Origin of the sequence: Nocardia sp. NPDC005825 (assembly GCF_040630175.1) — a bacterium.
In the GTDB taxonomy this organism is placed as follows: Bacteria; Actinomycetota; Actinomycetes; order Mycobacteriales; family Mycobacteriaceae; genus Nocardia.
The window spans coordinates 311,791-338,613 of record NZ_JBEXXC010000001.1; the positions used below are offsets into that span (position 1 = coordinate 311,791).

Genomic DNA, 26,823 nt, shown 5'->3' on the forward strand with positions numbered 1-26,823 from the left:
CCTCGACGCGGTCCGATAGCTGCACGGATGCGGCTGTCGGACCGCAGGACCTGTACCCATTTCCGCCCACCGCGAAACCCGTCCGCGGAGAACACGCGTGCTGATGTCAAAAAATCGACGTCAACGGCGGGATACTCACTGTCATGCATCGGCTGACGCGCGCCCTCGTTGCCCTGATCGCCACATTTGCCGCCCTTGTGCCAGCATCGGCGCACGCCGACCCCGGCGGAGGTTCCGGCATCGTGGACGTGCGGCCGCTCGGCGGACGGCAGTACGAGGTGACCGTCTACTCCGCGGCCATGGGACGCAATATCCCGGTCTGGGTGTCGCACCCCGATGCCCCGGCGCCCGCGCTGTACCTGCTGAACGCCGTCGACGGCGGGGAATCCGGCGGCCCCTGGTCCAATCGCACCGATGTCGCCCAGTTCTTCGCCGACAAGCCGGTCAACGTCATCACCCCGATCGGCGGGCGCGCCAGCTTCTACACCGACTGGATCTCCGACGATCCGACGCTGGGCCGAAACAAGTGGTCCACCTTCCTGATCCGCGAACTGCCGCCGCTGCTGGAGTCCCACTTCCAGATGACCGGGCGCAACGCGATCGCGGGCGCGTCCATGTCCGCGACCTCGGCGCTGAATCTCGCCATCGAAGCGCCAGGCATGTACCAGGCCGTCGGCGCCTACAGCGGCTGTCCGCGCACCACCGACGCGGTGGCGCGCAACTTCGTGCGGTCCGAGCTAGGCCTGTTCCGGGCCAATGCGTTCAATATGTGGGGGCCCGACAACAATCCGGCCTGGGACGCCCACGATCCGGTGATCAACGCGGACCGGCTGCGCGGGGTGGCGCTCTACGTCTCGGCGGGCAATGGCGCGCCGGGCGTGCACGACTCCCTCGCGGATCCGAGCATCGCCGGGAACGTAGCCACGCTGACCGATCGCATGGCGGTGGGCGGGGTCATGGAGACGGTGGTCCGCAGCTGCACGGACTCGCTGGTCAACCGGCTCGGGGAGCTGGGGATTCCGGCCCAGGTCGCCTACCGGAACGGCACGCACGCCTGGCCGTATTGGCAGGATGACGTCCACGATTCCTGGCCGCTGATCGCCGGCGCCCTCGGGGTCTAGCCGGCGGGCGGAACCGGCCAGGTGATTTCGAGATCCTGAACCTCGAAGCCCTGCGGGAAGCGATAGGTTCGAGGCCTACCGGCCCGGCCGCCATGGCGCTCGTAGAACGCGATGGCGGCCGTATTGTCTTCCAGCACTTCCAGATACACCGGGTGGCCGGGGAACTCGGCAGCGGCCCACTCGAATCCGTGACGCAGCAGCCGCGTTCCGATACCGCCGCGCTTGCGGGCCGGGCCGACGTGCAGATTGTCGATCAGGACGCGACCGTCCGGCTGCAGTGCCAGATAGATGAATCCCAGCAGTTCCGAGCCGGATTCGGCGACGAAGAGGCGGCCGGGCGCGACCTCGGCGGTCAGCCGGGACAGCCACATGGCCCGGTGGTCATCTGCCAGCGCCCCCTCCAGATACGCCCCGGGCATGATCCCGACGTAGGCGGTGCGCCAGCTGGCGGTGTGCAGCGCGGCGACCGCGTCCGCGTCGGCGGCCAGACCGGGGCGGATCCGGATGGTCATGGCGGTCAGGGCCGTTCGTCGAAGGCCCGCAGGATCTCCTCGGCGGCCAGCGCCGGGGTGAGGGAGCCGTCGCGGATCTGCTTCTCCACCGGGGCCTTCAGGGCCTTGACGGCCGGGTTGTCGGACAGGCGGCGCAGCAGGTTGTCGTGCACCATGGTCCAGGTCCAGTCGACCTGCTGGCGGCGGCGCTTCTCGGCGAACTCCCCCGCCTCGGTCAGCACCCGGCGGTGGGTGAGCACGGCGTCCCAGAACGTGTCCAGGCCGGTGCCGTTGAGGCCCGACATGGTGAGAACCGGTGGTCGCCACAGCGATTCGCGCGGGTGCACGAGCCGCATGGCGCCCTGGAGTTCGCGGGCGGCGGCCTTGGCCTCGAGCTCGTGACGGCCGTCGGCCTTGTTCACGGCCACCAGGTCGGCGAGTTCGAGCACACCCTTCTTGATGCCCTGCAGCTGGTCGCCGGTGCGGGCCAGGGTGAGGAAGCAGAAGACGTCGACCATATTGGCGACGGTGACCTCGGACTGGCCGACGCCGACGGTCTCCACCAGGATCACGTCGTAGCCCGCGGCCTCGAGCAGCACGATGGTCTCGCGGGTCGCCTTGGCGACGCCGCCGAGGGTGCCCGCGGTCGGCGAGGGCCGGATGAACGCGTCGCGCTGCACCGACAGCCGTTCCATGCGGGTCTTGTCGCCCAGGATCGAGCCGCCGGTCAGGGTCGAGGACGGGTCGACGGCCAGCACCGCCACCCGATGGCCCTGGCCGATCAGGTACATGCCCAGCGCGTCGATGAACGTCGACTTGCCGACACCGGGAACGCCGGTGATGCCCACGCGATTGGACAGCGCCTTGCCCGCGTCGGGGGTCAGCTTCAGCAGCAGCTGCTGAGCCAGCTCCCGATGGTCGCTCCGGGTGGATTCGACGAGGGTGATGGCGCGGGCCAGACCGGCCCGCTCCCCCGCCCGCACCTGCGTGGCCAGCTGGTCGACGTCGATCACCCGGCGCGCCACGGGGGTGGCGGGCCGGACGCCGGGGCCGGGTCCGGGGACCCCGACACCGGCGGTGGTGCCGAGCCGGGGGTGGTTCCCGCCACCCCCGGTCGCGCGTGCGGCGTCGCTCATTCCGTTGCGCCGCTGCCGATCTCGTGGCCCAGCTGTGCGGCCAGCTTGCCGATCAGGTCGATCGCGGCGTCGGCGATGATGGTGCCGGGGCCGAAGATGCCCGCGGCGCCGGCGGCGTACAGCTCGTCGTAGTCACCGGGCGGGATGACGCCGCCGACGGTGACCATGATGTCGGGACGGCCGACATCGGCCAGTGCCTGCCGCAGGGCGGGCACCAGCGTGAGGTGGCCCGCGGCCAGTGACGAGACGCCGACGACGTGCACGTCGTTGTCGGCCGCCTGCTGCGCCACCTCTTCGGGGGTCTGGAACAGCGGGCCCACGTCGACGTCCATGCCGAGGTCGGCGAACGCGGTCGCGATCACCTTCTGGCCGCGGTCGTGGCCGTCCTGACCCATCTTGGCGATCAGGATGCGGGGGCGACGGCCCTCGGCTTCGGCGAACTCCTCGACCAGTTCGATGGCCTTGCTGATATTGGTCACCTTGCCCGCCTCCTCCCGGTAGACGCCGGAGAGCGTACGGATTTCGGCCTGGTGGCGGCCGTAGACCTTCTCCAGGGCATCGGAGATCTCACCGACGGTGGCCTTGGCGCGGGCCGCCGCGATGGCCAGGGCCATCAGGTTGTTCTCCATGCCGCCCTCGGTCGAGGCGGCCGCGCGGGTGAGCTCGGCCAGCGCCTGCTCGACCGCGGCCGAATCACGTTCGGCGCGCAGCTTTTCCAGCTTGGCGTTCTGCTCGGCGCGCACGCGCGAGTTCTCGACCTTGAGGACCTCGATCGGGGTGTCTTCCTCGACCAGGTACTTGTTGACTCCGATCACCGGCTGCTGACCGGTGTCGATGCGGGCCTGTGTACGAGCCGCGGCCTCCTCGATGCGCAGCTTCGGGATGCCCTCCGAGATCGCCTGCGCCATACCGCCGTGCGCCTCGATCTCGGCGATGTGGGCGCGAGCGCGCTCGGCCAGCTGGTGGGTCAGCCACTCCACGTAGTACGAGCCGCCCCACGGGTCGGCCGGACGGGTGGTGTTGGACTCCTGCTGGATGAGCAGCTGGGTGTTGCGGGCGATGCGGGCGGAGAAGTCCGTCGGCAGGGCCAGCGCCTCGTCGAGCGCGTTGGTGTGCAGCGACTGGGTGTGGCCCTGGGTGGCGGCCATGGCCTCCACGCAGGTGCGCGCGACGTTGTTGAACACGTCCTGCGCGGTCAGCGACCAGCCCGAGGTCTGCGAGTGGGTGCGCAGCGCGAGGGACTTGGAGTTCTTCGGCTCGAACTTGGCGACCAGCTCGTTCCAGAGCAGGCGGCCCGCACGGAGTTTCGCGACCTCCATGAAGAAGTTCATGCCGATGGCCCAGAAGAACGACAGTCGCGGCGCGAACTTGTCGACCTCCATGCCCGCGTCCAGACCGGCCTTGATGTACTCCACGCCGTCGGCGAGGGTGTACGCCAGCTCCAGGTCGGCGGTCGCGCCGGCTTCCTGGATGTGGTAGCCGGAGATGGAGATCGAGTTGAACTTCGGCATCTTCGCGGAGGTGTAGGCGAAGATGTCGGAGATGATCCGCATCGAGGGCTTGGGCGGGTAGATGTAGGTGTTGCGGACCATGAACTCTTTCAGAATGTCGTTCTGAATGGTTCCGGCCAGCTGCTCGGGCGCGACGCCCTGCTCCTCGGCGGCGACGACGTAGAGCGCCAGGATCGGCAGCACCGCGCCGTTCATGGTCATCGACACCGAAACCTGGTCCAGCGGAATCTGATCGAACAGTTCCCGCATGTCGAGGATGGAGTCGATGGCGACACCGGCCATGCCGACGTCACCGGTGACGCGCGGGTGGTCCGAGTCGTAGCCGCGGTGGGTCGCCAGGTCGAAGGCGACCGACAGGCCCTTCTGACCCGACTGCAGGTTGCGGCGGTAGAAGGCGTTGGAGTCCGCGGCGGTGGAGAAGCCCGCGTACTGGCGGATGGTCCACGGCTGGTTCACGTACATGGTCGGGTAGGGACCGCGCACGAACGGCGCGATACCCGGGACGCTGTCCAGCGGGTAGCCCTCGGCCACGATGGCGTCCCGGTCGGCCTTGGTGAACACCGGCGGCACGTCGATGCCCTCGGGGGTCGACCAGGTGAGCTGTTCGGGCGCATAGTGATTGGCGGTCGCGGCGGTCTTGACGAACTCCTCGACCTGCGCGGCGCTGACCTCGGCGGGGGCGGTGTCGCCCTCGGTCAGCGGTACTTCGGCGAAATTGCCGATCCGGTGCTTGATATCGCTCATCTCTACGCTCCCAGCTTCTCCAGCAGACCGGACAGAGCCGCCACCGCATCCATGCGCGCGGTCACGAAACCATCGGGGCGCTGGGCGCCGGTCAGGTCCGCGACCGCCTTCTCGGGTCCGGCCAGCAGCACGGTGGTGACACCGGCCGCCCGCAATTCCTCCACCGCCGCGGCGGCGTCGGTGCCGTACCGCTTGTCCGAACCGCACAGCACCGCGATCGACGGACCGGCCTCGGTGACCGCCTCGATGCCGCCGGAGGCCAGCAGGTTGGTGGAGAAGGTGACACGAACATTGTTCTCCGACACCGGTCCCAGCGGAACCAGGCGCACCCGCGGGCGGGCGCCGTTGGCGGCCACGTAGGCGTCGGAGCGGTTGCGCAGCGCCTCGAACGCGGCACCGTAGCGGAAGCCCGACTCGGCGCGCGCGGCGTCCGACAGCGGCTTCTCGCCCAGGTTCGGGAACTCGTTGACGCCGGTGACGGCCGTCTTGCGGTGCGCCACATCGGAATCGCGCTCGGCCTTGGTCTCGCCGATGCGCTCGGCGAGCAGGCCCGCCTGCAGCGCGGCCAGGTAGCCGCCGGCCGCCTCGATCTCCTGCATGAACTCCCACGCCTTGGCGGCGAGCTCATCGGTGAGCGACTCCACGTACCAGGAGCCCGCGCCCGGATCCTGCACGTGGCCGAGGTGGGATTCCTCGAGCAGCAGCAGCTGGGTGTTGCGGGCCATGCGCTCGGAGAACGCCTGCGACACCTCGAGTTCCCCGGCGGGCAGGGCGGCGTCGAAGGGCAGCACGGTGACGATGTCGGCGCCGCCGACGCCCGCGCCGAACGCGGCGAGCGTGGTGCGCAGCATGTTCACCCACGGATCGCGCTGGCTCATCATGGCCGCGGAGGTCACGGCCTGCTGCGGCGCGTTGCCGGCCGACGGAGCGCCGCAGACGTGAGCCACACGGGCCCAGAGCTTCCGGGCGGCACGGAACTTCGCGACCGTCTCGAACTGGTCGTCGGTGGCGGCGAAGCGGAACTCCAGCTGCCCCAGCGCGTCCACGATGTCGGCGCCCGCGTCGGTGAGCGAACGCAGGTACTCCAGGCCGGCGGCCACGGCCGCGCCCAGCTCCTGCGCGTCCGAGGCGCCCGCGTTGTGGAAGGCCACGCCGCACACGGTGATCGCGCGGACGGTCTCCGGACGGGCCACCGCCTGCTGGGCCAGCGCGACCGCGCCGTCCAGGTCGATGGCGGAGGTGCCCGCGAACAGGCTCGTCAGCGGGGTCGCACCCAGCGAGACGCGGATATCGGCGCGGTTCGGCACCGTGGTCGCGTTGGCCGCGGCGTAGGCGTCGAGCACCGAGAACAACTGGGCGGCGGCCTCATTGGCGGCCGGACCGGCGTCCAGGGTGAGCGGGGCCAGCTCGAACAGCAGGCCTCGCAGCGCGGTGGCCAGGCCCTCGACCGGGACGCCACGCTCGGCGACGCCCAGCTGCACGGCGCTCACGCCGTTGTCGAGCGCGAAGAGGATGTCGGCGTTGACGGCCTTGGCGTCCTTACCGGCGAACTTCTGGCTCACGAACCAGCCGCGGTGCACGTCGCGGGTGGCGTCGCCACCGCGCACGTAGGGGAACTGCCCGGGCAGCGGCAGCTCGGGCAGTTCGTCACGGCGCGTGTAGAGCGGGTTGACCGTCAGACCGTCATAGGTCGTGACCGCGAGCAGCTGCTCCGGCTCGTCCGGCAGTTCGCTCGCATCCACCCTGCGGGCCTTCGCCAGCACCCCGGCGACACCCTTGCGCCAGGCGGCATACTCGGGCACCGGATCGGTGTCCGAGTCGGAAGCAATCGGCATAGCTGCTGTTCCTTCTTCCACTCCCTGACCGCGGTGCCCGTTGGGCCGGCATTCGCGCAGATCAACGGTCACTTTGGTTAACGAGCATTCCTCGTCTTTCCCCTGATGCTAGCGGCACCCCCGTGATTGCCGTCTCCGGAGTCTCGCTACCAGCGGGTAACCTGGCGCGGTGCCAACAACCGTGAGCTCCCCGCTCGAGCGTGCATCCGGGCTGCTCAGCCGCCTGCGCCAACCCCGCACCCTGGCCTTGCTGATCGGCTGCGGGCTACTCTTCGCGCTCGCGGCCTTCGCGCCGCATCCGGCACCCCAGCAGATCCGGCAGTGGGCCGATTCGGTCGGGCCCCTGCTGCCGCTGGTGTTCTTCGCGGTGCACACACTCGTGTGCGTAGCCCCGTTTCCCCGAACGATTTTCACGCTCAGCGCGGGCATGCTGTTCGGGTCGGCCGAGGGGCTGACACTCGCCATCACCGCCACCACCGTGAGCGCGGTGCTGGCCTTGTGGCTGGTGCGCGCGCTCGATCACGAGCGAGTCCGGGCCCGGCTCACCCATCCGACGGTGCAGGCGGTGGATGCCCGGCTCGCGCGGCGGGGGTGGCTGGCGATCGGATCGTTGCGGCTCATCGCCTTCGCGCCGTTCTCGATCGTGAACTATTGCGCGGCACTGTCTTCCATCCGGTTCACGCCCTACCTGGCGGCCACCTTCCTCGGCATCATCCCGGGCACGGTCGGGACGGTGCTGCTCGGTGACGCGCTCACCAACCGGACCTCCCCGGCCCAGCTCATCGTCACCGTCGCGTGCCTGGCGGTGGGCGTGATCGGCCTGGTCGTGGACGCTCGCATGACGGTGGGCCGGGTAGACCCGACGTAAGAAGCAGTGCGGCCACTCGAGAGTTCGATCACACGACGGATCGACGAGACGCCGGCCGACCCGGAGACCGATCAGTCTCGCGCCGCGGCCCGGTCGGCGACGAGGTGGGTGTCCAGGTACTGCCGGACCATGGTGGTCAGGGCGGCCAGCCGCATGGCGTCCAGTTCCGGCTGCGGGAAGGTGCCGGTGTGGATGGCGAAGCCGTCGAAGCAGAACACCACGATCGAGCCCAGGGCCAGGTTCTGTTCGCGGGTGAGCCCGCGGGCGGCGGGCAGGCCGTCGCCGGAGAGCAGGGTCGCGGCGTACTCGTCGCGGACCACCGAGAGGTGTTCGCGCAGTTGCTCATCGGTGCGGGCCGCGATGGTCAGCTCCAGCCACACCGTATTGATGGGGTCGCGGGCGGCGGCGAGCCAGATCGCCAGCACCGCGTCGACGTCGCGCGGGTCGGGCAGCTCGGCCACATTCGCGACGAAACGCTCGATCTGGCGGCGGCCGACCTCGGCCGCGGCGGCGGCCACCAGGTCGAACAGCGAGTCGAACCGGCCGAACAGTCCACCGTGCGAGACACCGGCGCGCCGGCACACCTCGTTGACCGTGAGCTTGGAGTAGCCCTTCTCGACGATCGCCCGAATGGCGGCCTCGATCAGCGCCTCTCGCGTCTCGGCGCGCCGCTGGGCCTGTGTCCGCCGTACGGCCGTCACGACACTCTCCTCCAGGCTCAGCTCATATCCGATCAACCGATCGTTTTCCTGCGACCACGCTACCAACCTGCCCCCACCAGCTCACAGTCCACCGGCCACCGGCGTGATCCGCGCGAGGACGGTGGGGTCCCCTCCTCCCCACCGCCCTCGCGCCTTCCATGGTCGGCCGCCGCGCCTCCCCCGGGCAGCCTGCCGATACCACTGCTCAACGTGGTGCCTGCACCCCCTCCAGGGCAAGGGGCACACCAGGATTGGCGCATCAGGATCCACGTCGGCGTGATCGGGTCGCGCGGTACCCGTGCGCGGGGGCTACGGTCGGAGGATCCTTGGACACTGTGAGTAGTACAGCGGTCACGGTCGTCGTGGCCGAGGACTCGATGCTGATCCGCGACGGGGTACTGCGGGTACTGGCCACCGACGACAGCATCGAGGTGGTCGGCACCGCCACCGATTTCGACGCCACCGCCGCACTGGTGCAACGGCACGAACCCGATGTCCTGATCACCGATATCCGCATGCCGCCCACCGGGACCGACGAGGGCATCCGGCTGGCCCGGCAGCTGCGCGCCACCGGGCGGCGCACCGGCGTCATCGCCCTGTCCCACTACGCCGAACCCCGGTACGCGACCGGGCTGCTCGACGGCGGGTCCGCCGGGCGCGGGTACCTGCTCAAGGAGCACATCGCGCATTTCGACCAGCTGCTCAGCGCGGTGCACGTGGTCGCCGGCGGCGGGTCGGTCCTGGACCCGGTGATCGTGGAGACGCTGCTGTCGCGCCGCCGCGAAGACGAACTGGTCGGCCGCCTCACCGCCCGGGAAAAGCAGGTGCTCGCCGAGATCGCCGGCGGCGGCAGCAATCGGGTGGTGGCACAACGTCTTTCGCTGTCCCAACGCGCGGTCGAGAAGCACATCAACTCGATCTTCGCCAAGTTCGGGCTCACTTCCGATCCCACCCTGGACCAGCGGGTCACCGCGGTGCTGCTGTATCTGGCGGCGCACTCCGGGTAGGGGTGCGTGCACCCTTTCGCGAGCCCGCCCCGCGTCGCACCATGACAGACATGGGGCACACATGACCGAGCAGGTGCGGGTGTGGATCGTCGACGACGGGCCCACCTTCCGGCGCGCGGCCGCGGCGATGGTGGCCGCGAGCGCCGGATTCGTGCTGGCGGGCGAGGCCGACAGCGGCGAAGCGGCCCTCGAACTGACCCGCGGCGCGGGCGCCGGACTGGTGCTGATGGACATCCACATGCCCGGGATGGGCGGCATCGAAGCCACCCGGCGGCTGCGGCGGGCGCATCCCGGCGTGGCGGTGCTGCTCATGTCGACCTATGACACATCCGATCTCCCCCACGAGGTATACCAGTGCGGCGCAGCAGGTTACGTACACAAGGAGACGCTGAGCCCGCAGTTGCTGCGCAGCATCTGGAGCGGGCTCACGCCGCCCTCGACACCGGCGGGTTGAACACCGGGAGCGGCGCGGACTCCGACGGCACCGACGTCCTGGCCCGGATCCGGTTGCGGCAGCTCATCTTCGCGCTGCTGATCGCGAACGCCGTGCTCATGGGATTGACGGTGGCCATCGCGATCGGGCGGCCGACGATCTGGGTGTTCGCGATGCTCGCGCTGCTGGCCGCCGAATGCGCGGCCTTCACGGTGGCGCTGCGGGTAGCCGCCCGAGGCGCGTTCGAAGCGGCCATCGCCACACTCTCCGTCGGCATCTGGACCGGAGCGCTGGCCGCTTCATGGCTGTCGCCGTTCACACTGCCCCTGCATGTGGTCGCCGCGATCATCCCGGCCATCAGCGCGATCCCGTACGTGCAGCGCCGCCGTCTGCTGCTGTACTGCCTCGCCACCCTGGCCACCACCTTCGGGTGCGCGGCGCTGGCGCTGCCGGTGGTGGCCTCGGTCGTCGCGCCGATGGTCGCCAAATACCTGGCCACCATCGGGTTTCCGGCCGTGACCGTGCCGATCCTGCTGGTGGTCTGGCACACCGCGGCCACCATGGGCGATATGGCGGTGATCGCGCGCCGCAATGCCGACGCGCTGCGGTCCTCGCAGCGGCTGCTCGCCGAACGCGCCGACCAGCTCACCTCCTCGCGCGCCCGCCTGGTGGCGGCCACCGACGCCGAACGACGGCGACTGGAACAGGATCTGCACGACGGGGCGCAGCAGCAGCTGGTCGCGGTGGCGATCACGCTGCAGCTGGCCCGCCAGACCGTCACCGCCGATCCGGCCGCGGGCGTCGAATTGATCGGGGAGGCAGGCGAACTGCTGCAAACCGCCATCGCCGAGATCCGCCGCCTCGCCCAGGGCATCTACCCGCCGCTGCTGGCCCGCGAAGGTCTGCCGGGCGCGCTGCCCGCCGCGGCCGCCCGCTCCCCCATTCCCGTGCGGGTGCGTGCCGACCGGATCGGGCGGTATCGGCCGGACGTCGAAACAGCGCTCTACTACTGCTGTCTGGAAGCGTTGCAGAACAGCGCGAAACACGGCGGGCCCACCGCCACCGTCACTATCGCCGCCCACCAGGGAGACGCCGGGCTGGTGGTCACCGTCACCGACACCGGCGGCGGGTTCGACCCCGATCGCGCCACCGACGGCACCGGGCTGACGAACATGCGCGACCGGCTCGCCGTCATCGGCGGCAGCTTGCGCGTCGACGCCCGCCCGGGCACCGGCACCCGGCTCACCGCCACGGTGCCCACCCGGCCGCTGGCGGACCCGGTTTCAGAATCACGCTGATCCTGGCCCTGTTCGGCGCGATGCCGCCCCGACAGGATCGGGCCGGACGGTTCCGGTCTCGCACCGGCGCCGCAGGCCCACCCGTCGGACAGAGAGGCGCACCCACGTGAGTCCCCACCACGTGCCCGGAACACCCGCATGATCAGTATCGGCGCGACCCGACCCACGACCACCCCCGCCGACCGGGCCCGAATCACCCTGCCCGCCGGACCGATTCGCGGCCTCGCCGTGCGCGCGGCATCGCTGGCCGGATTCCTGGCCCTGTGGTGGGCCGTCGCCGCCACGACACTCGTCGACCCGCGGTTCCTGCCGGGCCCGCACGCCGTGTGGGACGCCTTCGGGCGCGCCAACAGCTGGCATCAGCTCGCGCCCGGCGTCCCCCGGGAGGTGCCCGGCGAGCAGAACTACTTCCTGTGGGAGCACCTGCTGGCGAGCCTGCAACGCATCGCCGCGGGTGCGGGCGCGGCCGTGATCCTCGGCCCGATAGCCGGATTCGCACTCGGCACCTCCCGGACGCTGGCGACCATCGTCGGGCCCTACCTCAACTTCGTGCGGACCCTGCCGCCGCTGGGCTACATCGGACTGCTCATCGTCTGGTTCGGCATCGGCGACACCTCCAAGATCTGGCTATTGTTCCTCGCCGCCTTCCCGCCCATCGTGATCGCGACCATGGCGGGCGTGCACCAGGTTTCGGCCGACCGGATCAATGCCGCCCGCTCGCTGGGGGCCAACCGGTTACAGGTCGTCACCCGGGTGCTGCTGCCCGCCACCCTGCCCGAGGTCATCGGCGGGATCCGGGTCGCCGTCGGATTCGCCTGGACCACCGTGGTCGCGGCGGAGCTGAACAATGGCATCCCCGGTATCGGCGGGCTCGCCTTCCTGGCCGGTCAGCAGCTCAATACCCCGCTGACCATGGCCTGCATCATCGTCATCGGTCTCACCGCGCTCACGCTCGACGCGGTCATCAGTCGGATCGGCGCGCTGGTCGTGCCGTGGAAAGGCCAAGCATGAAACGCGTTGCCCGTTCAGTACGCGCAGCCGCGGCCCTGGCGGTCGCCGGGCTGCTCACCGCCTCCCTGACCGCGTGCGTTCAGTCCGGGCGCACCGATCAGTCGCGTGGCGGCGGGGAGCAGGTGGCGTGCCCGGTGGCGGTGGACGAAACCTTCACCGGCACGGTACGACTCGGCTATCAGGAGATCCCCAACGGGGACCTGATCGTGAAGGACGCGGGACTGCTCGAGACCTGCCTGCCCAAGGCGACCATCACCTGGAGCAAGTTCGCCTCCGGCGCGACCGTGATCCAGGCGTTCGGGTCGAACTCCCTGGATCTGGGCCTGCTCGGCAGCGCAGCCGCCGCCCGGGCCCTGTCCGCGCCGCTGCACATCGGCATGCGGGCGGTGTGGATCCACGACGTGATCGGCGCGGCCGAATCGCTCGTCGTGAAGGATCCGGCCATCACCTCGGTGGCGGGCCTGCGCGGGAAGAAGGTCGCGGTGCCGTTCGCCAGCACCTCGCACTACAGCCTGCTCGCGGCGCTCACCGCCGCCGGGGTCGAGCGCGAGGTGACGCTGGTGAACATGCAGCCCGACGCCATTGCCGCGGCCTGGCGGGGCGGCGATATCGACGCGGCGTTCATCTGGGAGCCGACATTGTCGGAGCTGGTGAAGAACGGGCACGTGGTCACCACCGCCGCCGAGACCGCCAAGGCCGGCAAACCCACCTATGACCTGGCGGGCGCGCGCAGCGAGTTCGTGACGGCCAACCCGCGCTTCCTCGAAGTGTGGACCGCGGCGCAGAACTGGGCGGTCACTCTCATCAACACCGCGCCCGACAGTGCCGCCACTCGCATCTCCGCGCAGCTCGGCGTTCCGGTCGCCGACATCCGCAAGCAGCTCGGCGAATACGGCTACCTCGACGCGACGGCCCAGGCCGGTCCGGGCTACCTGGGCAAGCAGCTGGGCGCGGATCTGAAGTCCTCTGCCGACTTCCTGTTGAGCCAGGGCGAGATCCAGGGCCTGGCGGCGCCGGAGGCGTACGCCGGGGCGGTCTACGCGGGGGCGGCCACCAAGGTCAGCGCGAAATGACCGCCGCGGTCGACCAGCGCGACCGGGTGGTGCTGACGGAGGTCTCCAAGACCTATGACACCCCGACCGGCAGCACCGTCGCGCTGTCCCCCACCGATCTGGTCATCGAGCCCGGCGAGTTCGTGAGCGTCGTCGGGCCGTCCGGATGCGGCAAGACCACGCTGCTGCGACTGTTCGGCGGTTTCCTCGAACCCAGCACCGGCACCCTGCTGGTCGGCCCGGACCGCGTCGACGGGCCGAGCCCCGAACGCGGGGTCGTCTTCCAGTCGCCCACCCTGTACCCGTGGCTCACCGTTCGCGGCAATGTCGAGTTCGGCCCGAAGTGCCGAGGCGTGGACAAGAAGGAGCGCCGGGTCGTGGCGGACCGGCTGCTCGAACTGGTCGGGCTGGGCGACGTCGGCGGCAAGCGGCCCTACGAACTGTCCGGTGGGATGCAGCAGCGGGCGCAGATCGCGCGGGTGCTGGCCAACGATCCGCGCATCATCCTCATGGACGAACCGTTCGGCGCGCTGGATCAACTGACCCGCGAGCGGTTGCAGGTGGAGTTGCTGCGCCTGTGGCGCGAAGCCGGGAAAACCATTGTGTTCGTGACCCATTCGGTGGAGGAGGCGGTATTCCTGTCCACCCGGGTCCTGGTCATGAGCGCCCGGCCGGGACGCGTCATCGTGGACCGGGCCATCACCCTGCCCGGCGACGACGAGGCTGGTGCCCGAGAGTTAGCTGTCACCGCCACGCCCGAATTCCAAGCCGTCAAGATCGAATTGGCGCAGGCGATCTACGAAGCCCACGCGTGATTGCGCGAAATACGACAATGGCCCGTGCCGCATCGTTGCGGCACGGGCCATCGCGAATTCCGACCGAGCGGAACGCCTATTACAGGTAGGCGCCGCACACGGGCCAGGCGCCCCGGCCCTGGCCGGCGAGCACGTTCTCCGCGACGCGGATCTGCTCCTCACGGCTGGCGTTGGCGGCACTGCCCGCGCCACCGTAGGCGTTCCAGGTGCTCTGGGTGAACTGCAGGCCGCCGTAGAAACCGTTGCCGGTGTTGGCGCCCCAGTTGCCGCTGCTCTCGCACTGCGCGACAGCGTCCCAGTTGCCCGAGGCGGCCGAAGCGGTCGCCGTCGACAGCGCGAACGGGACGGACACGAGCGCGCCCATGGCCGCGGTGGCGGCGACGATACGAGTGCGGGTGGTGAGCTTCCGGTTGCGATGCATAAGTTTGTTTCCTCGCCCCGCTCCCACCGGCCCGTGCTGCTCGCTGCGGGTCCCCGTCCCCAGGGGTATCGGTTGCTCTCGAATCGCGGGACGGAGTTGCCGGTGTTCGTCGATTCGAGCTGGAGCCCGGGTTTCTCCGAGCCGCTAGCGACGGTAACGGAAAGATCTCCGCAAATCACGTATCGATCACGAGCAGTTGACGAAACGATTGCGACCGCACTTTATGTGGTTTACGCAGTTCGTCGCGGAGTGTCGGAGAATGACATTTCTGGAATTCAGAGTGGAATTTGTGAGCGAGGTCACGCATAAAAGGTGACCCCCATCGCGTAATACAAACGCGACACAAAGCGATTCGCGCGCGGAAACGCGGTGCGACCGGCTCGGATCGTGCTGCGCGCAACCGTTGCCCCAGGTCAGAGCACTAGGGATAGTGCCTGGAACGTCGTTTCGGGTCCACCAGGAGGAACCATGGCCGCCATCGATGAACCCCGGTCCGGAGCCCGCGCTGTCGACCGCGCGATCCACGTCCTGAACTGCCTCGAGGGCGACGATCCCGAACTGTCGCTGAGCGAACTGGCCCAGCGGGCCGCGCTGCCGGTCAGCACCACGCACCGGCTGGCCCAGGCGCTGGTCCGGGGCGGACTGCTCGAACAGGACCCGGCCACCGACCGGTATCGGGTCGGACAGGGGCTGGCCACGCTGGCCCGGCCCGCGCTGACCCGCCTGGGCCTGGACTCGATCGCGCCGCACCTGTACGCGCTGGCGGCGGGCATCCGCATCACCGTCAGCGTGAGCGTGCCCGAGGCCGACGACGCGGTCACGGTGTTCCAGGCCCGCCCGCCCGTGCACTTCTGCCACCATCAGGTGCCGCGGGCCCGGCAATCGCTGCACGCCAGCGCGACCGGCCAGGCGTTGCTCGCCTACTCCGCCGGCCGGGCTGCGGCCGATGTCGACCTCGACCGGGTCCGGCACCGGGGATTCGCCAGCGAGCTCATCGAGACCGACGATCCGATCCGCGCGCTCGCGGTGCCCATCGTCGGACCGCACCGGCAGGTGCGGGGCGCGCTGGCGGTGCAGGCCCGCTCGGAGCGCCTGGATGGCGAGCTGATCCGCGCCGTCGTCCCGGCCATGCGCATCGCGGCGGGCCGGATCGCGCCGCTGTTCCAAAACACCGGCGAGGCAACGTTTTCCGCCGCCGAATTTCGCTCACGCTGATTTCCACATCGTGAAATGGCGATTGCCGGGGCCTCCCGGCCGTCGCAGCATGTGAGCACTCCGATCGACCGTCCCCACCCCCGAAGAGGAATCCCCATGCGGCTCTGTTGTCGTCCCCGCCACGAAACCCATTCCGCGACGGACACATTCACCGAAAGACATCCCCATGGCCTTCTCTCTCCGCCCCACGCGGGTGCGACGCGCGGTCGCCGCCGCGATCACGGTCACCAGCGCGGCGGTCCTGCTCATCGGCTGCGCCAAGACCGACGCGGGCACGACCGCCGACGGTAGGACGGTCGTCCGCTATCAGGGCAGCACCGGCCAGGTCACGGCCTTCGAGCTCGCGGCCGACCTGGGCTACTTCACCAAGATCGACCTGCACTGGGAGGGCGACACCACCTCCGGCCCGGCCAATATCCAGGCCGCCGCCACCAAACAGGTCGAATTCGGCAGCGCCTTCAACGGCGCGGTCATCAAGCTCATCGCGGGCGGCGCGCCCGTCACCTCCGTGCTCAGCTCCTACGGCGCGGACGAACTGAACTTCACCGGCTACTTCGTACGCGACGACTCCCGCATCACCTCGGCACGCGACCTCATCGGCAAGAAGGTCGGCGTCAACACCCTGGGCGCGCACCACGAATTCATCACCCGCCAGTGGCTGCACGACCAAGGTCTCAGCGACGCCGAGATCAAGCAGGTGCAGCTCGTCGTGCTGCCGCCCGCCAACACCGAGGACGCGCTGCGCAACGGGCAGATCGACGTGGCCGCGCTCGGCGGCGTCTTCCGTGACACCGCCATCGGGCGCGGCGGGATCCATCCGCTCTACACCGACAAGGATCTGTTCGGCCAATTCGATTACGGCACCTATGTTTTCCGCAACGACTATCTGAAGTCGCACGCCGACGCGGTGGCCGACTTCGTGCAGGGCACCGCGCGCGCCACCCGCTGGCTGCAGGTGACACCGCGCGATGAGGTGGTGGCCAAGTTCGCCGACATCATCCACAAGCGCGGGCGCAACGAGAACACTTCGCTGCTGCAGTACTACAAGAGCTCGGGCGTCCCGGTCCCCGGCGGCGTGGTCGCCGAACGGGAGCTGCAGATCTGGATCGACTGGCTGGTCCGCAATGGCGAACTGCCCGCGGGCAAGCTCGCCGCCAAGGACCTCTACACCAATAAGGACAATCCGTACGCCAACGGGAAGTACCCGGCGACCGGCGGCCCGAGCGGCGAGGCGGTGGCGAAATGAGCACCGCCGCGGTCAAACTCGCGCTGTCGGGGGTTCGGAAGGAATTCCCGGTGCGGGGCGAGAAGGAACCGCTCACCGCGATCTCCGATATCTCCGTCGATGTTCGGGACGGTGAGTTCCTGGTGCTGGTCGGGCCCAGTGGTTCAGGCAAGTCCACCCTGCTGGACCTGCTCGGCGGACTGGATCGGCCGACCGCCGGCCAGATCCTGCTCGACGGCGCGCCCGTCACCGGGCCGGGACTCGATCGCGGCATCGTGTTCCAGCAGTACGCGCTGCTCCCCTGGCGCACGGCCCGGGCCAATATCGAATTCGGGTTGGAGGCCAAGGGCATTCCCCGCCGCGCCCGCAAGGGAATCGCCGAACACTATCTGGAGCTGGTCGGACTCGCCGGATTCGGCAACCGGTACCCGCACGAATTGTCCGGCGGCATGAAGCAGCGCGTCGCCATCGCCCGCAGCCTGGCCTTCGATCCGGAGGTGCTGCTGATGGACGAGCCGTTCGCCGCGCTCGACGCCCAGACCCGGGAGTCGTTGCAGGACGAGCTGTTACGGATCTGGCGAGCCACCGGCAAGACGGTGCTGTTCATCACCCACGGCATCGACGAAGCCGTCTACCTGGGGCAGCGCGTCGCCGTCCTGACCTCGCGGCCCGGGCGGATCAAAGCCGTGGTCGACATCGACCTGGACCGGCAAGCCGACCCGGACGTCCGGTCCAGCGAACGGTTCCGCGAACTGCGCCACCACGTGTGGTCGCTGCTGCACGACGAGGTCGCGCGAGCCCAGGACCTGGAGCAGGCCGCGCTCACCGCCGATCGGAGGAATTCCCATGTCTAGCGCTGTGCAACTGGTCGACGCACCCGTCGAGATCCCGTCCCACACCGCCGATCGCGCGGCGCCACGGCCGAAACGGGCCTCCTCGGTGCTGCCCACGATCGCCCGCATCGGCTGGCGGATCGGCAAACCGGCCGTGGTGATCGCGGCGTTCCTCGCGGTGTGGGAGGCCGCGCCGCGACTGGGTCTCGTGGACGAGGTCTTCCTGCCCCCGTTCTCCACGGTGGTCGGGGCCGGGCTCGAGCTGATCCGCAACGGTCAGCTCTGGGAACACGTGTCCACCAGCCTGACCCGCTCGCTCATCGGCTTCGCCATCGCACTGGTGACCGCGATTCCGGTGGGTGTGGCGATCGCCTGGTACCGGCCGGTCGCGGAATTCCTGAACCCGGTGCTGGAACTGTTCCGCAATACCGCCGCCCTCGCACTGCTGCCGGTGTTCATCCTGATCCTCGGCATCGGTGAGACCTCCAAGATCGCGCTGGTGGTGTACGCCGGGTTCTTCCCGATCCTGCTCAACACCATCAGCGGCGTGCGGACGGTGGACCCGCTGCTCGTGAAATCGGCCGTGTCACTCGGCTTCTCACCGCTGCGCCTGTTCCAGAAGGTGATCCTGCCCGCGGCCGTGCCGTCCATCTTCACCGGGATCCGGATGGCGGCCTCGGGTTCGATTCTGGTGCTCATCGCGGCGGAGATGTTCGGGGCGCGGGCCGGGCTCGGGTACCTGATCACCGCCGCGCAGCAGAACTTCCAGATTCCGGACATGTACGCCGGGATCGTCGCCATCGCCGTGGTCGGGCTCACCTACAACGGCGTGCTCGTGGCCATCGAGCGGCGGCTCTCCCGCTGGCGTGCGCACCGCTAGCCCGCCGCCACCCCTGACACCATCGAAGGATCACTCCCCTATGTCCAACCCCCGCAAGACTTTCCATCTCAACGCGTTCCTCATGGGCGTCGGCCACCACGAGGCTGCCTGGCGGCATCCGCGCACCCGCGAACACCAGGTGCTCGAGGTCGGGCACTTCCAGGAGCTCGGCCGTATCGCCGAACGCGGCCGGCTCGACTCGGTGTTCTTCGCCGACGGGCTCGCGGTCGGGCCGCGCATCAAACGCAACGCCCTCGCCGTCTTCGAACCGGTCACCCTGCTCGCGGCCATCGCCACCGCCACCGAACATGTGGGCCTCATCGCCACCGCCTCGACCAGCTACAACGAACCCTTCAATCTGGCCCGCAAATTCGCGTCCCTGGACCACATCAGCGGCGGGCGCGCGGGGTGGAACATCGTCACCTCCGGCAGCGAGGACGAGGCGTTCAACTTCGGCTTCGACGCCATCCCCGAACACGCCCGCCGCTACGAGCGGGCCGAGGAGTTCGTCGATCTGGCCGTCCAGCTGTGGGACAGCTGGGAATCCGACGCCGTCGTGCTCGACCCCGAGACCGGCGTATTCGCCGACCCGGAGAAGGTGCATACCCTCGACTACCGCGGTGAGCGATTCCGGGTCCGCGGGCCGCTGAACTCCCCGCGCAGCCCGCAGGGGCGGCCGCTGCTCGTGCAGGCCGGATCCTCGGAGAGCGGAAAGGAATTCGCGGCCCGCCACGCCGAGGCCGTGTTCACCGCTCAGCGCACGCTCGCCGAAGGGCAGGCGTTCTACCGGGACCTCAAGGCCCGGCTGCCCAAGTACGGGAGGTCCGCCGACGATCTGAAGGTACTGCCCGGTCTGGTGCCGTTCATCGCCGGCACCGAGGCCGAAGCCCGTGCGCTGGAACAGGAATTCACCGACCTCATCTCCCCCGACTACGCGCTGCGGCAGCTGTCGACACTGCTCGGCGTCGACCTCACCGAGCACGCCCTCGACGCGCCGCTCCCGCCGCTACCCCCGGAAAGCGAAATCGAAGGCGGCAAGAGCAGATTCACCCTCGTCAAGGAGCTCGCCGAGAAGGAGGAGCTGACCGTGCGCCAGCTCATCGGCAAGCTCGGCGGCGGCCGCGGCCACCGCACCCTCGCCGGCACCCCCGAACAGATCGCCGACGACCTGCAGACCTGGTTCGAGCAGGGCGCGGCCGACGGCTTCAACATCATGCCGCCGTACCTGCCCGGCGGGCTCGAGGACTTCGTCGACCAGGTCGTCCCGATCCTGCAGCAGCGCGGCCTGTTCCGCACCGAGTACACCGCCACCACGCTGCGCGGCCACTACGGCCTCGCCCCGGTGGAAAGCCAGTTCACTCCCGTCCGCACCCAGGCCACCGCCTGAGCACCGAAAGGAAACCCTCATGACCACCGTCACCGAGCACCCCGTCGGCACCTTCCAGATCACTCCCGTCGCCGGGCACATCGGCGCCGAGATCAGCGGCATCGACCTGCGCGCCGACTTCACCGACGAGCAGATCGCGGTCCTCACCGCCGCGCTGCACGAATACAAGGTGCTGTTCTTCCGCGATCAGCGCATCGGGCACGCCGAGCAGATCGCCTTCTCCCGCCGCTTCGGCGCGGTCACGCCCTCACACCCCTACGACGACGACGCGCCCACCGAGCACCCCGAGATCCTCGCCGTCGACAGCCGGCTCTACGAAAAGCGTTTCGGGAAGAAGAAATTCAGCTACACCAATCAGTGGCACACCGACATCTCACCGCTGATCAACCCGCCCGCCGCCTCCCTGCTGCGGGCCGAGATCGCGCCCGAGCGCGGCGGCGACACCCAGTGGACCAATCTGGCGGCCGCCTATGCGGGACTGCCGGATTCGCTGAAAACGCTGCTCGACGGGCTGCGCGCCGAGCACCGGTTCGGCGGCAGATTGCCCGTGTGGGACGCGGACAGCGACTACGCCAAGCGCGTCGCGGCGGCGCCCCTGGTCACCGAGCATCCGGTGGTCCGCGTGCACCCGGTGACCGGGGAACGCGTGCTGTTCGTGAACCCCGGCTTCACGACCCGCATCATCGGCCTGAGCCCGCGGCAGAGCGACGCGCTGCTCGAACTGCTGTACGCCGAGATCGCCGATCCCGCGTACACGGTCCGATTCCGGTGGGAGAAGGACAGTGTCGCGTTCTGGGACAACCGCGCCACCGCGCATCTCGCGCCCAGCGACCTCGACCATCTCGACGTGACCCGGGTGCTGTACCGCACCACCCTCGAAGGTGAGGTGCCGGTGGGCGTCGACGGCGAGCCGTCGCGGTCGATCTCGGGCGAGCGGTTCGACGGTTCCACGAACTGACCGCTGCCTACGACGAGGCCCTCCCGGCAATGCCGGGAGGGCCTCATTCGATGTCGCGATCGGGAAATCCGTCAGTGCCCCTGGGGGCGCGGCGGCTGCGGCGGGTTCTGCCAGCGCTGGTCCGGCGGCGGTTCCGGCCGGTACTGCGGCTGCACGGGCGGAGCCGGACGCTGGGTGTGCGGCAGCTGCTGCGGCGCGACCGTAGGCGGCAGGCTCATCGGCTCGACCGGGGTGCGGGCGTCGGCCTCCGCGGCGCGCACGGCCTGCTGGGTGGCCGGGTCAGTGGCCGTGTCGAACCAGTCGGCGACCTCGTCGGAGTCGTCCTCGGTCGCGGATTCCGCGCCGTCAGGGGCCGGCTCGTAGCGGAAGACGCCGTCCTCGCCCTGCTTGCCGAAACCGCGCGCGAACCCTTCGAGGGCCTTGCCGAAATCGCTCGGCACCAGCCACACCTTGTTGGCGTCACCCTTGGCGACCTGCGGCAGGGTCTGCATGTACTGGTAGGCCAGCAGCTCGGGGGTGGGTTTGCCGTTCTTGATGGCGGCGAACACCTTCTCGATGGCCTTGGCCTGGCCCTGCGCCTGGAGATACGCGGCCGCCCGCTCACCTTGGGCCCGCAGGATGCGGGACTGCCGCTCACCCTCGGCGGTCAGGATCATTCCCTGCTTGGAGCCCTCGGCCGCGAGGATCTGCGCCTGCTTCTGGCCCTCGGCCGTCTTGATCGACGCCTCGCGCTGGCCTTCGGCGGTGAGAATGATGGCGCGCTTCTCCCGGTCGGCCTTCATCTGCTTCTCCATCGATTCCTGAATCGACGGCGGCGGATCGATCGCCTTCAGTTCCACCCGCGACACCCGCAGGCCCCAGCGGCCGGTGGCCTCGTCGAGGACGCCGCGCAGTTCACCGTTGATCTGGTCGCGGGAGGTGAGGGTTTCCTCGAGGGTCATGCCGCCGACCACGTTGCGCAGCGTGGTGATCGTCAACTGTTCAACGGCGGCAATGTAATTGGAGATCTCGTAGACGGCGGCCTGCGGGCTGGTGACCTGGAAATACACCACCGAGTCGATCTGCACGGTCAGGTTGTCCTTGGTGATGACCGGCTGCGGCGGGAAGGACACCACCCGCTCGCGTAGGTCGACCTTGGCGCGCACCCGGTCCGCGAACGGCACCAGGAAGGTCAGCTGCCCGGACACGGTCCGCGAATAGCGGCCCAGCCGCTCGATCACGGCGGCCTCCGCCTGCGGCACCAGCGCCACCGACTTGAAGACCACCACGACGACCAGAAGTATGAGTACGACGGCGACTATCAGTACAGCCATCACTGCCCTTTCATGACGACGGCGTGCGCACCGTCGATCCTCATGACGTACACGGTCGAACCGACGGGGTAGGTCTCCGAGGCGTCGTATGGGCGCGCACTCCACACCTCTCCGCCGAGCTTCACGCGACCACCGTGCTCGTCGACCGTTTCGAGCACCTTGGCGGTCTTGCCCGGCAATGCGTCCACCCCCGTCTGATGCGGCGGCGGAGTCGCGTAGCGCCGCAACAGGAATGGGCGCACCAGCGCCAGCAGCGCGATCGAGGTGACACCGAACACGACCGCGTCCACCAGCACCGGGGCCCCCGTGAGCGCGTTCACGCCCGCGGTGATGAGTGCGGCGACCCCCAGCATGATCAGCACAAGAGTGCCCGTGAGCATCTCGGCCGCCGCGAGCAGGATGCCCGCGACCAGCCAAACTATTGCGGCCACGCCACAACAGTAACTGTATTTGCGGGGCCCGGCTGCTATTCGTGATCACTCCGAGCCCCGCGACCGGGCACATCGGACACCGATCACCGGAATCCGTGCACAACCTGCCCAGCAGCCGCCCCGACCGCCGGAATGGGCGCGGCGCGAGCGGGATTCCCGCCCGCCGCCGGTAACCTCGACGCGGTGAGTGGGCACCAGAAGTACGGCGACATCTTCACCGGGCACGCACGGAAACAGAAGCGGGAGGTGCCCCGCGTGGTCGCCGAACGCGACCTCGTCGCCGAGGACGCGGCCACCGGATTCTGCGGTGCCGTAGTCGGTTTCGACCGCAGCTACGACGGAGAGTTCGTCAAACTCGAGGACCGCGCCGGACGCGTGCGACTGTTCGCGATGCGAGAAGCCGCCTTCCTCATCGACGGCCAGGCGGTCACCCTGGTCAAGCCGACCGCCGCCACACCTGCGAAATCCACCCGATCCGCCTCCGGATCCACCCGCGTCGAAGGCCTCAAAGCGCGGGTCGCCCGCGCCAGCCGCATCTGGGTCGAAGGCATCCACGACGCCGCCCTCGTCGAACGCGTGTGGGGCCACGACCTCCGGGTCGAAGGCGTCGTCGTCGAACAACTCGAGGGCCTCGACCACCTCGGCGCGAAACTCGCCGAATTCCAGCCCGGACCGAACCACCGCGTCGGCGTCCTCGTCGATCACCTGGTCACCGGCTCCAAGGAATCCGGCCTCACCCAGGGCCTCGGCGCGCACGTCCTCGTCACCGGCCACCCCTACATCGACGTATGGCAGGCCGTCCGGCCCGCAGCCGTCGGCATCCCCGCCTGGCCGGACGTACCCCGCGGCGAGGACTGGAAGACCGGCATCTGCCAACGCCTCGGCTGGGGCACCCCGCAGGACGGGTGGCGGCGCGTCTACAACGCGGTCAACTCCTACCGCGACCTGGAAACCCCCCTCATCGGTGCGGTCGAACGACTGATCGATTTCGTCACCGAGCAGGAGTAGCCCGCCAGTTATCCTCGAATACATGAGTTCCCCAAGCGCCTCGCTCACGGTCTGGGCCGGTTCCTGGCTGGCAGGCTGTAGCGCCCCCGACGATGTGCTCGACGAACTGCGCGCTTGGGCTCCGCGACAGACCGTGGCCGCCGGAGACCCTGTCACCGGCGGGCACACCGGGCTGCCGTGGGCATCCGACGAAGACCCCGCGGCGGTGGCCGGGGCGGGAATCATGGTGCTGCTCAAGATTATTCGCGAGGCGTACACCGGGCTGGACGCGCAGGTACGGTTGGTGCTGCCGATTCCCGGAGACGTGCGGGGCATACCCGTCGGCACCGAGTTCGCCGCTGCCGCAACCGAAGCCGAGGAAGGCATCCTCGTCGGAGCGCCCGGAACCAACGGGACCGGACTCGTACCGGTGTGGACCGATGAGGACGCATTGCAGTGGCGGGTGTACTCCACGCCCATACCGCTGACCCTCGCGCCGGAAATGCCGTTGGGTGAGGCCGAATACACGATGCGGGAAGCCGTGCGGGATGCGGCGGACGCGTTGGCGCAGATGCACACCACCCGGCTCGGGTCGGGCGGGGTCCCGCCTCGGGATCTGGTGGAGGCCGAGTTGGCCGGGCATTCCCGGCACAAGTACCCGGATTCGATGCCGTTGCGGGCGCGGCGGATTCTCGACACCGCCGATCAGGTCGCGGCGATCCTGACCGTCGCCGAGCGGGAGCCGGCTTCGGCGCCGACCTCGGCGACCGCGGTGGCTGCTCAGGAGGCGTTGTTGCGGCCGCTGTGGAACGCGATTCGGGCCGCGCGGCTGGCGGCTGTGCACGCTCGCTGAGTGTCCGATTCGTTCAAGAGAATGCGGGTGGACCGCGCCTAGGGTTCGGGCATGGGTATTCGACTGAATGTGATCGGGATCGTGGTGGCGGATATGAGGGCGTCGCTGGAGTTCTATCGGCGGCTCGGGGTGGGGTTCGCGGAGGGGGCCGAGACGGAGCCGCATGTCGACGCGGACCTTGGTGGGGGTGTGAAGCTGATGCTCGATACCGAGGAGACGGTTCGGTCGTTTCGGCCGGATTGGGTTGCTGTGCCTGGGGCTGGGCGGATCGGGTTGGCATGTGACTGCGGGGATGCGGCTGGGGTGGATGCCAAGTTCGCGGAGTTGGTGGGGGCGGGGTATCGGGCTGAGTTGAAGCCGTTCGATGCGTTCTGGGGGCAGAGGTATGCGACTGTGCTCGATCCGGATGGGCACGGGGTGGATCTGTACGCGGCGTTGGGGTGAGACCCAAAGATCAGAGCCACAAAAGCAAAGAGACGAAAAGATAAAAGACGCCTGGAGAAGGAAGAGAGGTGGCCGAGCTTGCGAGGCCCCTCACCCACCAGCCCCCTCCGGTAGGAACAGGAGAAGGAAGAAGGGTGGCCGAGTTTACGAGGCCCCTCACCTTTCGGGGCCGAATACGGCTCGGCCGTGCAGCATCCCGTCATAGGGGAGATACGCGGGGAGGTCTCTGTCGTGTTATCTCGAGAAGGTGATGCGTGCAGTCCCTGGGCTGGGATCGGCGGGTAGCGGATCCCAGCCCGGCGTCAGCCACAGTCCGGCAGGGCAGGCGAGGCGACCACACTCCGCGTTGCTTTGCGCACGCCAGCAGGACACGAGCAGCACGGGTTTCACGCTGCCCGTGAGCGCCACGTTCGGCAACTGGAATCGATGGCAGCCGCGATCGACTGCCCCACGTGATGACGATCATTCACCCGTGGAAGGCCGGTCGGGTCAACACTCTTCGGAGCAATCCACCCCGTCCGGCCTGGATGCGGTGAGTCTTTACCCATCACAACGGTTTTCCAGCCATCGGGCCCATCGTTGACCAGCGCGTGGCAGTGATCGCACGCCAATGTCAGGTTGTCGATGTCGGTCGGACCACCCTTGGCCCAATCATCGATGTGGTGGGCGGCGCACATACTGGCTGGCTGTTCACACCCGGGGCGGGTGCATCCCTTGTCACGAGCGAGCAGCGCGAGGCGTTGGGCGCGGTTGGCGGTTCGACGCGACCGGCGCAGGTAGATCGGCATCCCGTCGCCGTCGAGGACCGCCAGGACCGGGCGGGTTCCTTCGGCCATCTTCAACGCTTCGTTGATCGAGATCTGCGTGCCAGACGCCGTGGTGGCGACCCCGGTCCCGTTCTCCAGGTCGGTCAGGCTCATGGTGAGCACGACCTCGACCGGCAGGCCACGGTGCATGCCCAGGGTCCGCATGTTCACACCAGGCTGCACCAGGGCGAGCAGCGCATCGTGGGTGCGCTGCCCGGCATCGCGACGGTCACGACGCGCAGCAGCATCGAGCACGCTGTCGGCAATGAACCCACCTGCAGCGGAGGGGCTTTCCGGGTCCTCCAGATTGCACATGCCGGGCCGGGCGAGCTTCGCGAACACCGCGTCCAGGCAGGCACGCAGTTCGGGGGTGATCCACCCCTCGATCCGGGTCATCCCGTCCACACCGGGACGGCACAGCGTGATGCCACGACGGCGACGACGGTCAGCGTCGGAAACAACCTTCCCATCGGGATCCAACCGAGCGAGGATGTCGCGCCCGATCTTCAACAGATCATCCGGCCACCCATTGCGGGAGTAGTCGACCAGGATTTGCTCGGCCTCGACTCGTGCCTCGGCGGGAACATCCAGAGGGAGGTGGTTCATCACATCCATGATGTGGCGCACATGATCACGCGAGATATCGCCCGCGGAGAAGGCTTCGGCAGTCACCGGAAGCACGGGCGGAGCGACGTGCCCAGTCTGCTGCACGAACTCGCCGCAGTGGTGGGTGATCTTCACCCGCACTGAGGCGTCATAGCGAGACAAGCCGAGGGTGTGCCGCAAGAACGGCACCATCTTCCCCGCCCCACTACGCGAATGCAGCGAACGCTCCCCCGCTTCGATGATCAGGTTCGTATCCAACGCAGCGAGCTGACGCTTGCAGGTTTCAATCTTCTGCATCAACGTCACGATGTCTTCATCGGAAAACCCCGACATTTTCCCGCCTTGCATAGATTCCGACAGGGTCGAAACCGCGGCCGCCAGTTCAGCGATACCGCAGTCGTCGAGTGTCACCCCCATCGAATTCATGCATCAATTCTATCG

At 68.9% G+C, this 26,823-nt stretch carries 26 protein-coding genes; 17 read left to right on the forward strand and 9 right to left on the reverse strand.

Features of this window, described 5'->3' with window-relative positions:
* Nucleotides 1–143: 143 nt before the first annotated feature.
* On the forward strand, nt 144–1,121 hold the full coding sequence (locus ABZ382_RS01530; protein ID WP_357082219.1) for an alpha/beta hydrolase family protein: 978 nt from the start codon (nt 144–146) through the stop codon (nt 1,119–1,121).
* On the opposite strand, the gene ABZ382_RS01535 is transcribed toward ABZ382_RS01530, so the two are convergent.
* The 4 genes from ABZ382_RS01535 to ABZ382_RS01550 form a co-directional block, all read right to left on the reverse strand.
* Complete coding sequence (locus tag ABZ382_RS01535; protein WP_357082221.1) at nt 1,118–1,633, reverse strand: GNAT family N-acetyltransferase; 516 nt, start codon at nt 1,631–1,633, stop codon at nt 1,118–1,120. The genes ABZ382_RS01530 and ABZ382_RS01535 overlap by 4 nt on opposite strands.
* 5 nt (nt 1,634–1,638) lie before the next feature.
* Nucleotides 1,639–2,637, reverse strand: a complete 999-nt coding sequence (meaB, locus tag ABZ382_RS01540) for a methylmalonyl Co-A mutase-associated GTPase MeaB (protein ID WP_357083983.1) — start codon at nt 2,635–2,637, stop codon at nt 1,639–1,641.
* A 107-nt stretch (nt 2,638–2,744) separates the two neighbouring features.
* On the reverse strand, nt 2,745–5,003 hold the full coding sequence (gene scpA / locus ABZ382_RS01545) for a methylmalonyl-CoA mutase (RefSeq protein WP_357082223.1): 2,259 nt from the start codon (nt 5,001–5,003) through the stop codon (nt 2,745–2,747).
* Nucleotides 5,004–5,005: 2 nt separating this feature from the next.
* Nucleotides 5,006–6,838 (reverse strand): methylmalonyl-CoA mutase family protein, encoded by a 1,833-nt coding sequence (locus tag ABZ382_RS01550; protein WP_357082225.1) that lies wholly within the window; start codon nt 6,836–6,838, stop codon nt 5,006–5,008.
* A 169-nt stretch (nt 6,839–7,007) separates the two neighbouring features.
* Between ABZ382_RS01550 and ABZ382_RS01555 the strand changes: the two genes are divergently transcribed.
* Nucleotides 7,008–7,706, forward strand: a complete 699-nt coding sequence (locus ABZ382_RS01555) for a TVP38/TMEM64 family protein (RefSeq protein WP_357082227.1) — start codon at nt 7,008–7,010, stop codon at nt 7,704–7,706.
* 71 nt (nt 7,707–7,777) lie between these two features.
* Here ABZ382_RS01555 and ABZ382_RS01560 read toward each other — a convergent pair whose 3' ends face one another.
* The gene (locus tag ABZ382_RS01560; protein ID WP_357082229.1) at nt 7,778–8,407 is read right to left on the reverse strand and encodes a TetR/AcrR family transcriptional regulator; all 630 of its coding nucleotides are present in this window, start codon (nt 8,405–8,407) and stop codon (nt 7,778–7,780) included.
* A 335-nt stretch (nt 8,408–8,742) separates the two neighbouring features.
* Between ABZ382_RS01560 and ABZ382_RS01565 the strand changes: the two genes are divergently transcribed.
* The 6 genes from ABZ382_RS01565 (at nt 8,743) to ABZ382_RS01590 (ending at nt 14,023) form a co-directional block, all read left to right on the forward strand.
* Nucleotides 8,743–9,414 (forward strand): response regulator transcription factor, encoded by a 672-nt coding sequence (locus ABZ382_RS01565; RefSeq protein ID WP_357082231.1) that lies wholly within the window; start codon nt 8,743–8,745, stop codon nt 9,412–9,414.
* Nucleotides 9,415–9,475: 61 nt separating this feature from the next.
* Nucleotides 9,476–9,868, forward strand: coding sequence for a response regulator transcription factor (locus ABZ382_RS01570; protein WP_357082233.1), 393 nt, complete (start codon nt 9,476–9,478; stop codon nt 9,866–9,868).
* Nucleotides 9,865–11,145, forward strand: coding sequence for a histidine kinase (locus ABZ382_RS01575; RefSeq protein WP_357082235.1), 1,281 nt, complete (start codon nt 9,865–9,867; stop codon nt 11,143–11,145). The genes ABZ382_RS01570 and ABZ382_RS01575 overlap by 4 nt, the downstream gene beginning before the upstream one ends.
* Before the next feature lie 138 nt (nt 11,146–11,283).
* Entirely contained in the window at nt 11,284–12,156 is an 873-nt protein-coding gene (locus ABZ382_RS01580) for an ABC transporter permease (protein WP_357082237.1), read from the forward strand.
* Nucleotides 12,153–13,229 (forward strand): glycine betaine ABC transporter substrate-binding protein, encoded by a 1,077-nt coding sequence (locus ABZ382_RS01585; RefSeq protein WP_357082239.1) that lies wholly within the window; start codon nt 12,153–12,155, stop codon nt 13,227–13,229. The genes ABZ382_RS01580 and ABZ382_RS01585 overlap by 4 nt, the downstream gene beginning before the upstream one ends.
* On the forward strand, nt 13,226–14,023 hold the full coding sequence (locus ABZ382_RS01590) for an ABC transporter ATP-binding protein (RefSeq protein WP_357082241.1): 798 nt from the start codon (nt 13,226–13,228) through the stop codon (nt 14,021–14,023). Before ABZ382_RS01585 ends, ABZ382_RS01590 begins: the two co-directional genes overlap by 4 nt.
* A 79-nt stretch (nt 14,024–14,102) precedes the next feature.
* On the opposite strand, the gene ABZ382_RS01595 is transcribed toward ABZ382_RS01590, so the two are convergent.
* A complete protein-coding gene (locus tag ABZ382_RS01595) occupies nt 14,103–14,444 on the reverse strand; it encodes a transglycosylase family protein (RefSeq protein WP_357082244.1) in 342 nt (113 codons plus the stop codon).
* 468 nt (nt 14,445–14,912) lie between these two features.
* Between ABZ382_RS01595 and ABZ382_RS01600 the strand changes: the two genes are divergently transcribed.
* From ABZ382_RS01600 to ABZ382_RS01625, 6 genes are all read left to right on the forward strand, one after another.
* Nucleotides 14,913–15,659, forward strand: coding sequence for a helix-turn-helix domain-containing protein (locus tag ABZ382_RS01600; protein WP_357082247.1), 747 nt, complete (start codon nt 14,913–14,915; stop codon nt 15,657–15,659).
* Between the two features lie 166 nt (nt 15,660–15,825).
* The gene (locus ABZ382_RS01605) at nt 15,826–16,905 is read left to right on the forward strand and encodes an ABC transporter substrate-binding protein (protein ID WP_357082250.1); all 1,080 of its coding nucleotides are present in this window, start codon (nt 15,826–15,828) and stop codon (nt 16,903–16,905) included.
* The gene (locus ABZ382_RS01610) at nt 16,902–17,738 is read left to right on the forward strand and encodes an ABC transporter ATP-binding protein (protein ID WP_357082253.1); all 837 of its coding nucleotides are present in this window, start codon (nt 16,902–16,904) and stop codon (nt 17,736–17,738) included. Before ABZ382_RS01605 ends, ABZ382_RS01610 begins: the two co-directional genes overlap by 4 nt.
* Nucleotides 17,731–18,597 carry an ABC transporter permease gene (locus tag ABZ382_RS01615; protein WP_357082256.1) on the forward strand — a complete coding sequence of 289 codons (867 nt, stop codon included), beginning with the start codon at nt 17,731–17,733 and terminating at the stop codon, nt 18,595–18,597. The genes ABZ382_RS01610 and ABZ382_RS01615 overlap by 8 nt, the downstream gene beginning before the upstream one ends.
* Nucleotides 18,598–18,637: 40 nt before the next feature.
* On the forward strand, nt 18,638–19,984 hold the full coding sequence (locus ABZ382_RS01620; RefSeq protein WP_357082259.1) for an LLM class flavin-dependent oxidoreductase: 1,347 nt from the start codon (nt 18,638–18,640) through the stop codon (nt 19,982–19,984).
* A 19-nt stretch (nt 19,985–20,003) separates the two neighbouring features.
* On the forward strand, nt 20,004–20,942 hold the full coding sequence (locus tag ABZ382_RS01625) for a TauD/TfdA family dioxygenase (protein ID WP_357082262.1): 939 nt from the start codon (nt 20,004–20,006) through the stop codon (nt 20,940–20,942).
* Nucleotides 20,943–21,013: 71 nt separating this feature from the next.
* Here ABZ382_RS01625 and ABZ382_RS01630 read toward each other — a convergent pair whose 3' ends face one another.
* Together ABZ382_RS01630 and ABZ382_RS01635 are read right to left on the reverse strand one after the other, a co-directional pair.
* On the reverse strand, nt 21,014–22,255 hold the full coding sequence (locus ABZ382_RS01630; RefSeq protein WP_357082265.1) for an SPFH domain-containing protein: 1,242 nt from the start codon (nt 22,253–22,255) through the stop codon (nt 21,014–21,016).
* Nucleotides 22,255–22,686, reverse strand: a complete 432-nt coding sequence (locus ABZ382_RS01635; RefSeq protein ID WP_357082268.1) for an NfeD family protein — start codon at nt 22,684–22,686, stop codon at nt 22,255–22,257. Before ABZ382_RS01635 ends, ABZ382_RS01630 begins: the two co-directional genes overlap by 1 nt.
* Before the next feature lie 183 nt (nt 22,687–22,869).
* Here ABZ382_RS01635 and ABZ382_RS01640 point away from each other — a divergent pair, with 183 nt between their 5' ends.
* The 3 genes from ABZ382_RS01640 to ABZ382_RS01650 are packed head-to-tail and all read left to right on the forward strand — an operon-like array spanning nt 22,870 to nt 24,970.
* Entirely contained in the window at nt 22,870–23,694 is an 825-nt protein-coding gene (locus tag ABZ382_RS01640) for a DUF3097 domain-containing protein (RefSeq protein ID WP_357082271.1), read from the forward strand.
* Between the two features lie 22 nt (nt 23,695–23,716).
* A complete protein-coding gene (locus ABZ382_RS01645) occupies nt 23,717–24,526 on the forward strand; it encodes a hypothetical protein (protein WP_357082274.1) in 810 nt (269 codons plus the stop codon).
* A gap of 51 nt (nt 24,527–24,577) precedes the next feature.
* Nucleotides 24,578–24,970, forward strand: a complete 393-nt coding sequence (locus tag ABZ382_RS01650) for a VOC family protein (RefSeq protein ID WP_357082277.1) — start codon at nt 24,578–24,580, stop codon at nt 24,968–24,970.
* Between the two features lie 386 nt (nt 24,971–25,356).
* On the opposite strand, the gene ABZ382_RS01655 is transcribed toward ABZ382_RS01650, so the two are convergent.
* Nucleotides 25,357–26,808: a DUF222 domain-containing protein gene (locus ABZ382_RS01655; protein WP_357082281.1), complete on the reverse strand. Its 1,452-nt coding sequence runs from the start codon at nt 26,806–26,808 to the stop codon at nt 25,357–25,359.
* Nucleotides 26,809–26,823 lie beyond the last annotated feature (15 nt).

Coding starts and splice junctions, on each gene's coding strand:
- ABZ382_RS01645 (WP_357082274.1), top strand. CDS start 23,717: ATGAGTTCCCCAAGCGCCTCGCTCACGGTCTGGGCCGGTTCCTGGCTG.
- ABZ382_RS01620 (WP_357082259.1), top strand. CDS start 18,638: ATGTCCAACCCCCGCAAGACTTTCCATCTCAACGCGTTCCTCATGGGC.
- ABZ382_RS01610 (WP_357082253.1), top strand. CDS start 16,902: ATGAGCACCGCCGCGGTCAAACTCGCGCTGTCGGGGGTTCGGAAGGAA.
- ABZ382_RS01585 (WP_357082239.1), top strand. CDS start 12,153: ATGAAACGCGTTGCCCGTTCAGTACGCGCAGCCGCGGCCCTGGCGGTC.
- ABZ382_RS01615 (WP_357082256.1), top strand. CDS start 17,731: ATGTCTAGCGCTGTGCAACTGGTCGACGCACCCGTCGAGATCCCGTCC.
- ABZ382_RS01595 (WP_357082244.1), bottom strand. CDS start 14,444: ATGCATCGCAACCGGAAGCTCACCACCCGCACTCGTATCGTCGCCGCC.
- ABZ382_RS01580 (WP_357082237.1), top strand. CDS start 11,284: ATGATCAGTATCGGCGCGACCCGACCCACGACCACCCCCGCCGACCGG.
- ABZ382_RS01625 (WP_357082262.1), top strand. CDS start 20,004: ATGACCACCGTCACCGAGCACCCCGTCGGCACCTTCCAGATCACTCCC.
- ABZ382_RS01570 (WP_357082233.1), top strand. CDS start 9,476: ATGACCGAGCAGGTGCGGGTGTGGATCGTCGACGACGGGCCCACCTTC.
- ABZ382_RS01590 (WP_357082241.1), top strand. CDS start 13,226: ATGACCGCCGCGGTCGACCAGCGCGACCGGGTGGTGCTGACGGAGGTC.
- ABZ382_RS01530 (WP_357082219.1), top strand. CDS start 144: ATGCATCGGCTGACGCGCGCCCTCGTTGCCCTGATCGCCACATTTGCC.
- ABZ382_RS01630 (WP_357082265.1), bottom strand. CDS start 22,255: ATGGCTGTACTGATAGTCGCCGTCGTACTCATACTTCTGGTCGTCGTG.
- ABZ382_RS01655 (WP_357082281.1), bottom strand. CDS start 26,808: ATGAATTCGATGGGGGTGACACTCGACGACTGCGGTATCGCTGAACTG.
- ABZ382_RS01535 (WP_357082221.1), bottom strand. CDS start 1,633: ATGACCATCCGGATCCGCCCCGGTCTGGCCGCCGACGCGGACGCGGTC.
- ABZ382_RS01600 (WP_357082247.1), top strand. CDS start 14,913: ATGGCCGCCATCGATGAACCCCGGTCCGGAGCCCGCGCTGTCGACCGC.
- ABZ382_RS01605 (WP_357082250.1), top strand. CDS start 15,826: ATGGCCTTCTCTCTCCGCCCCACGCGGGTGCGACGCGCGGTCGCCGCC.
- scpA (WP_357082223.1), bottom strand. CDS start 5,003: ATGAGCGATATCAAGCACCGGATCGGCAATTTCGCCGAAGTACCGCTG.
- ABZ382_RS01650 (WP_357082277.1), top strand. CDS start 24,578: ATGGGTATTCGACTGAATGTGATCGGGATCGTGGTGGCGGATATGAGG.
- ABZ382_RS01550 (WP_357082225.1), bottom strand. CDS start 6,838: ATGCCGATTGCTTCCGACTCGGACACCGATCCGGTGCCCGAGTATGCC.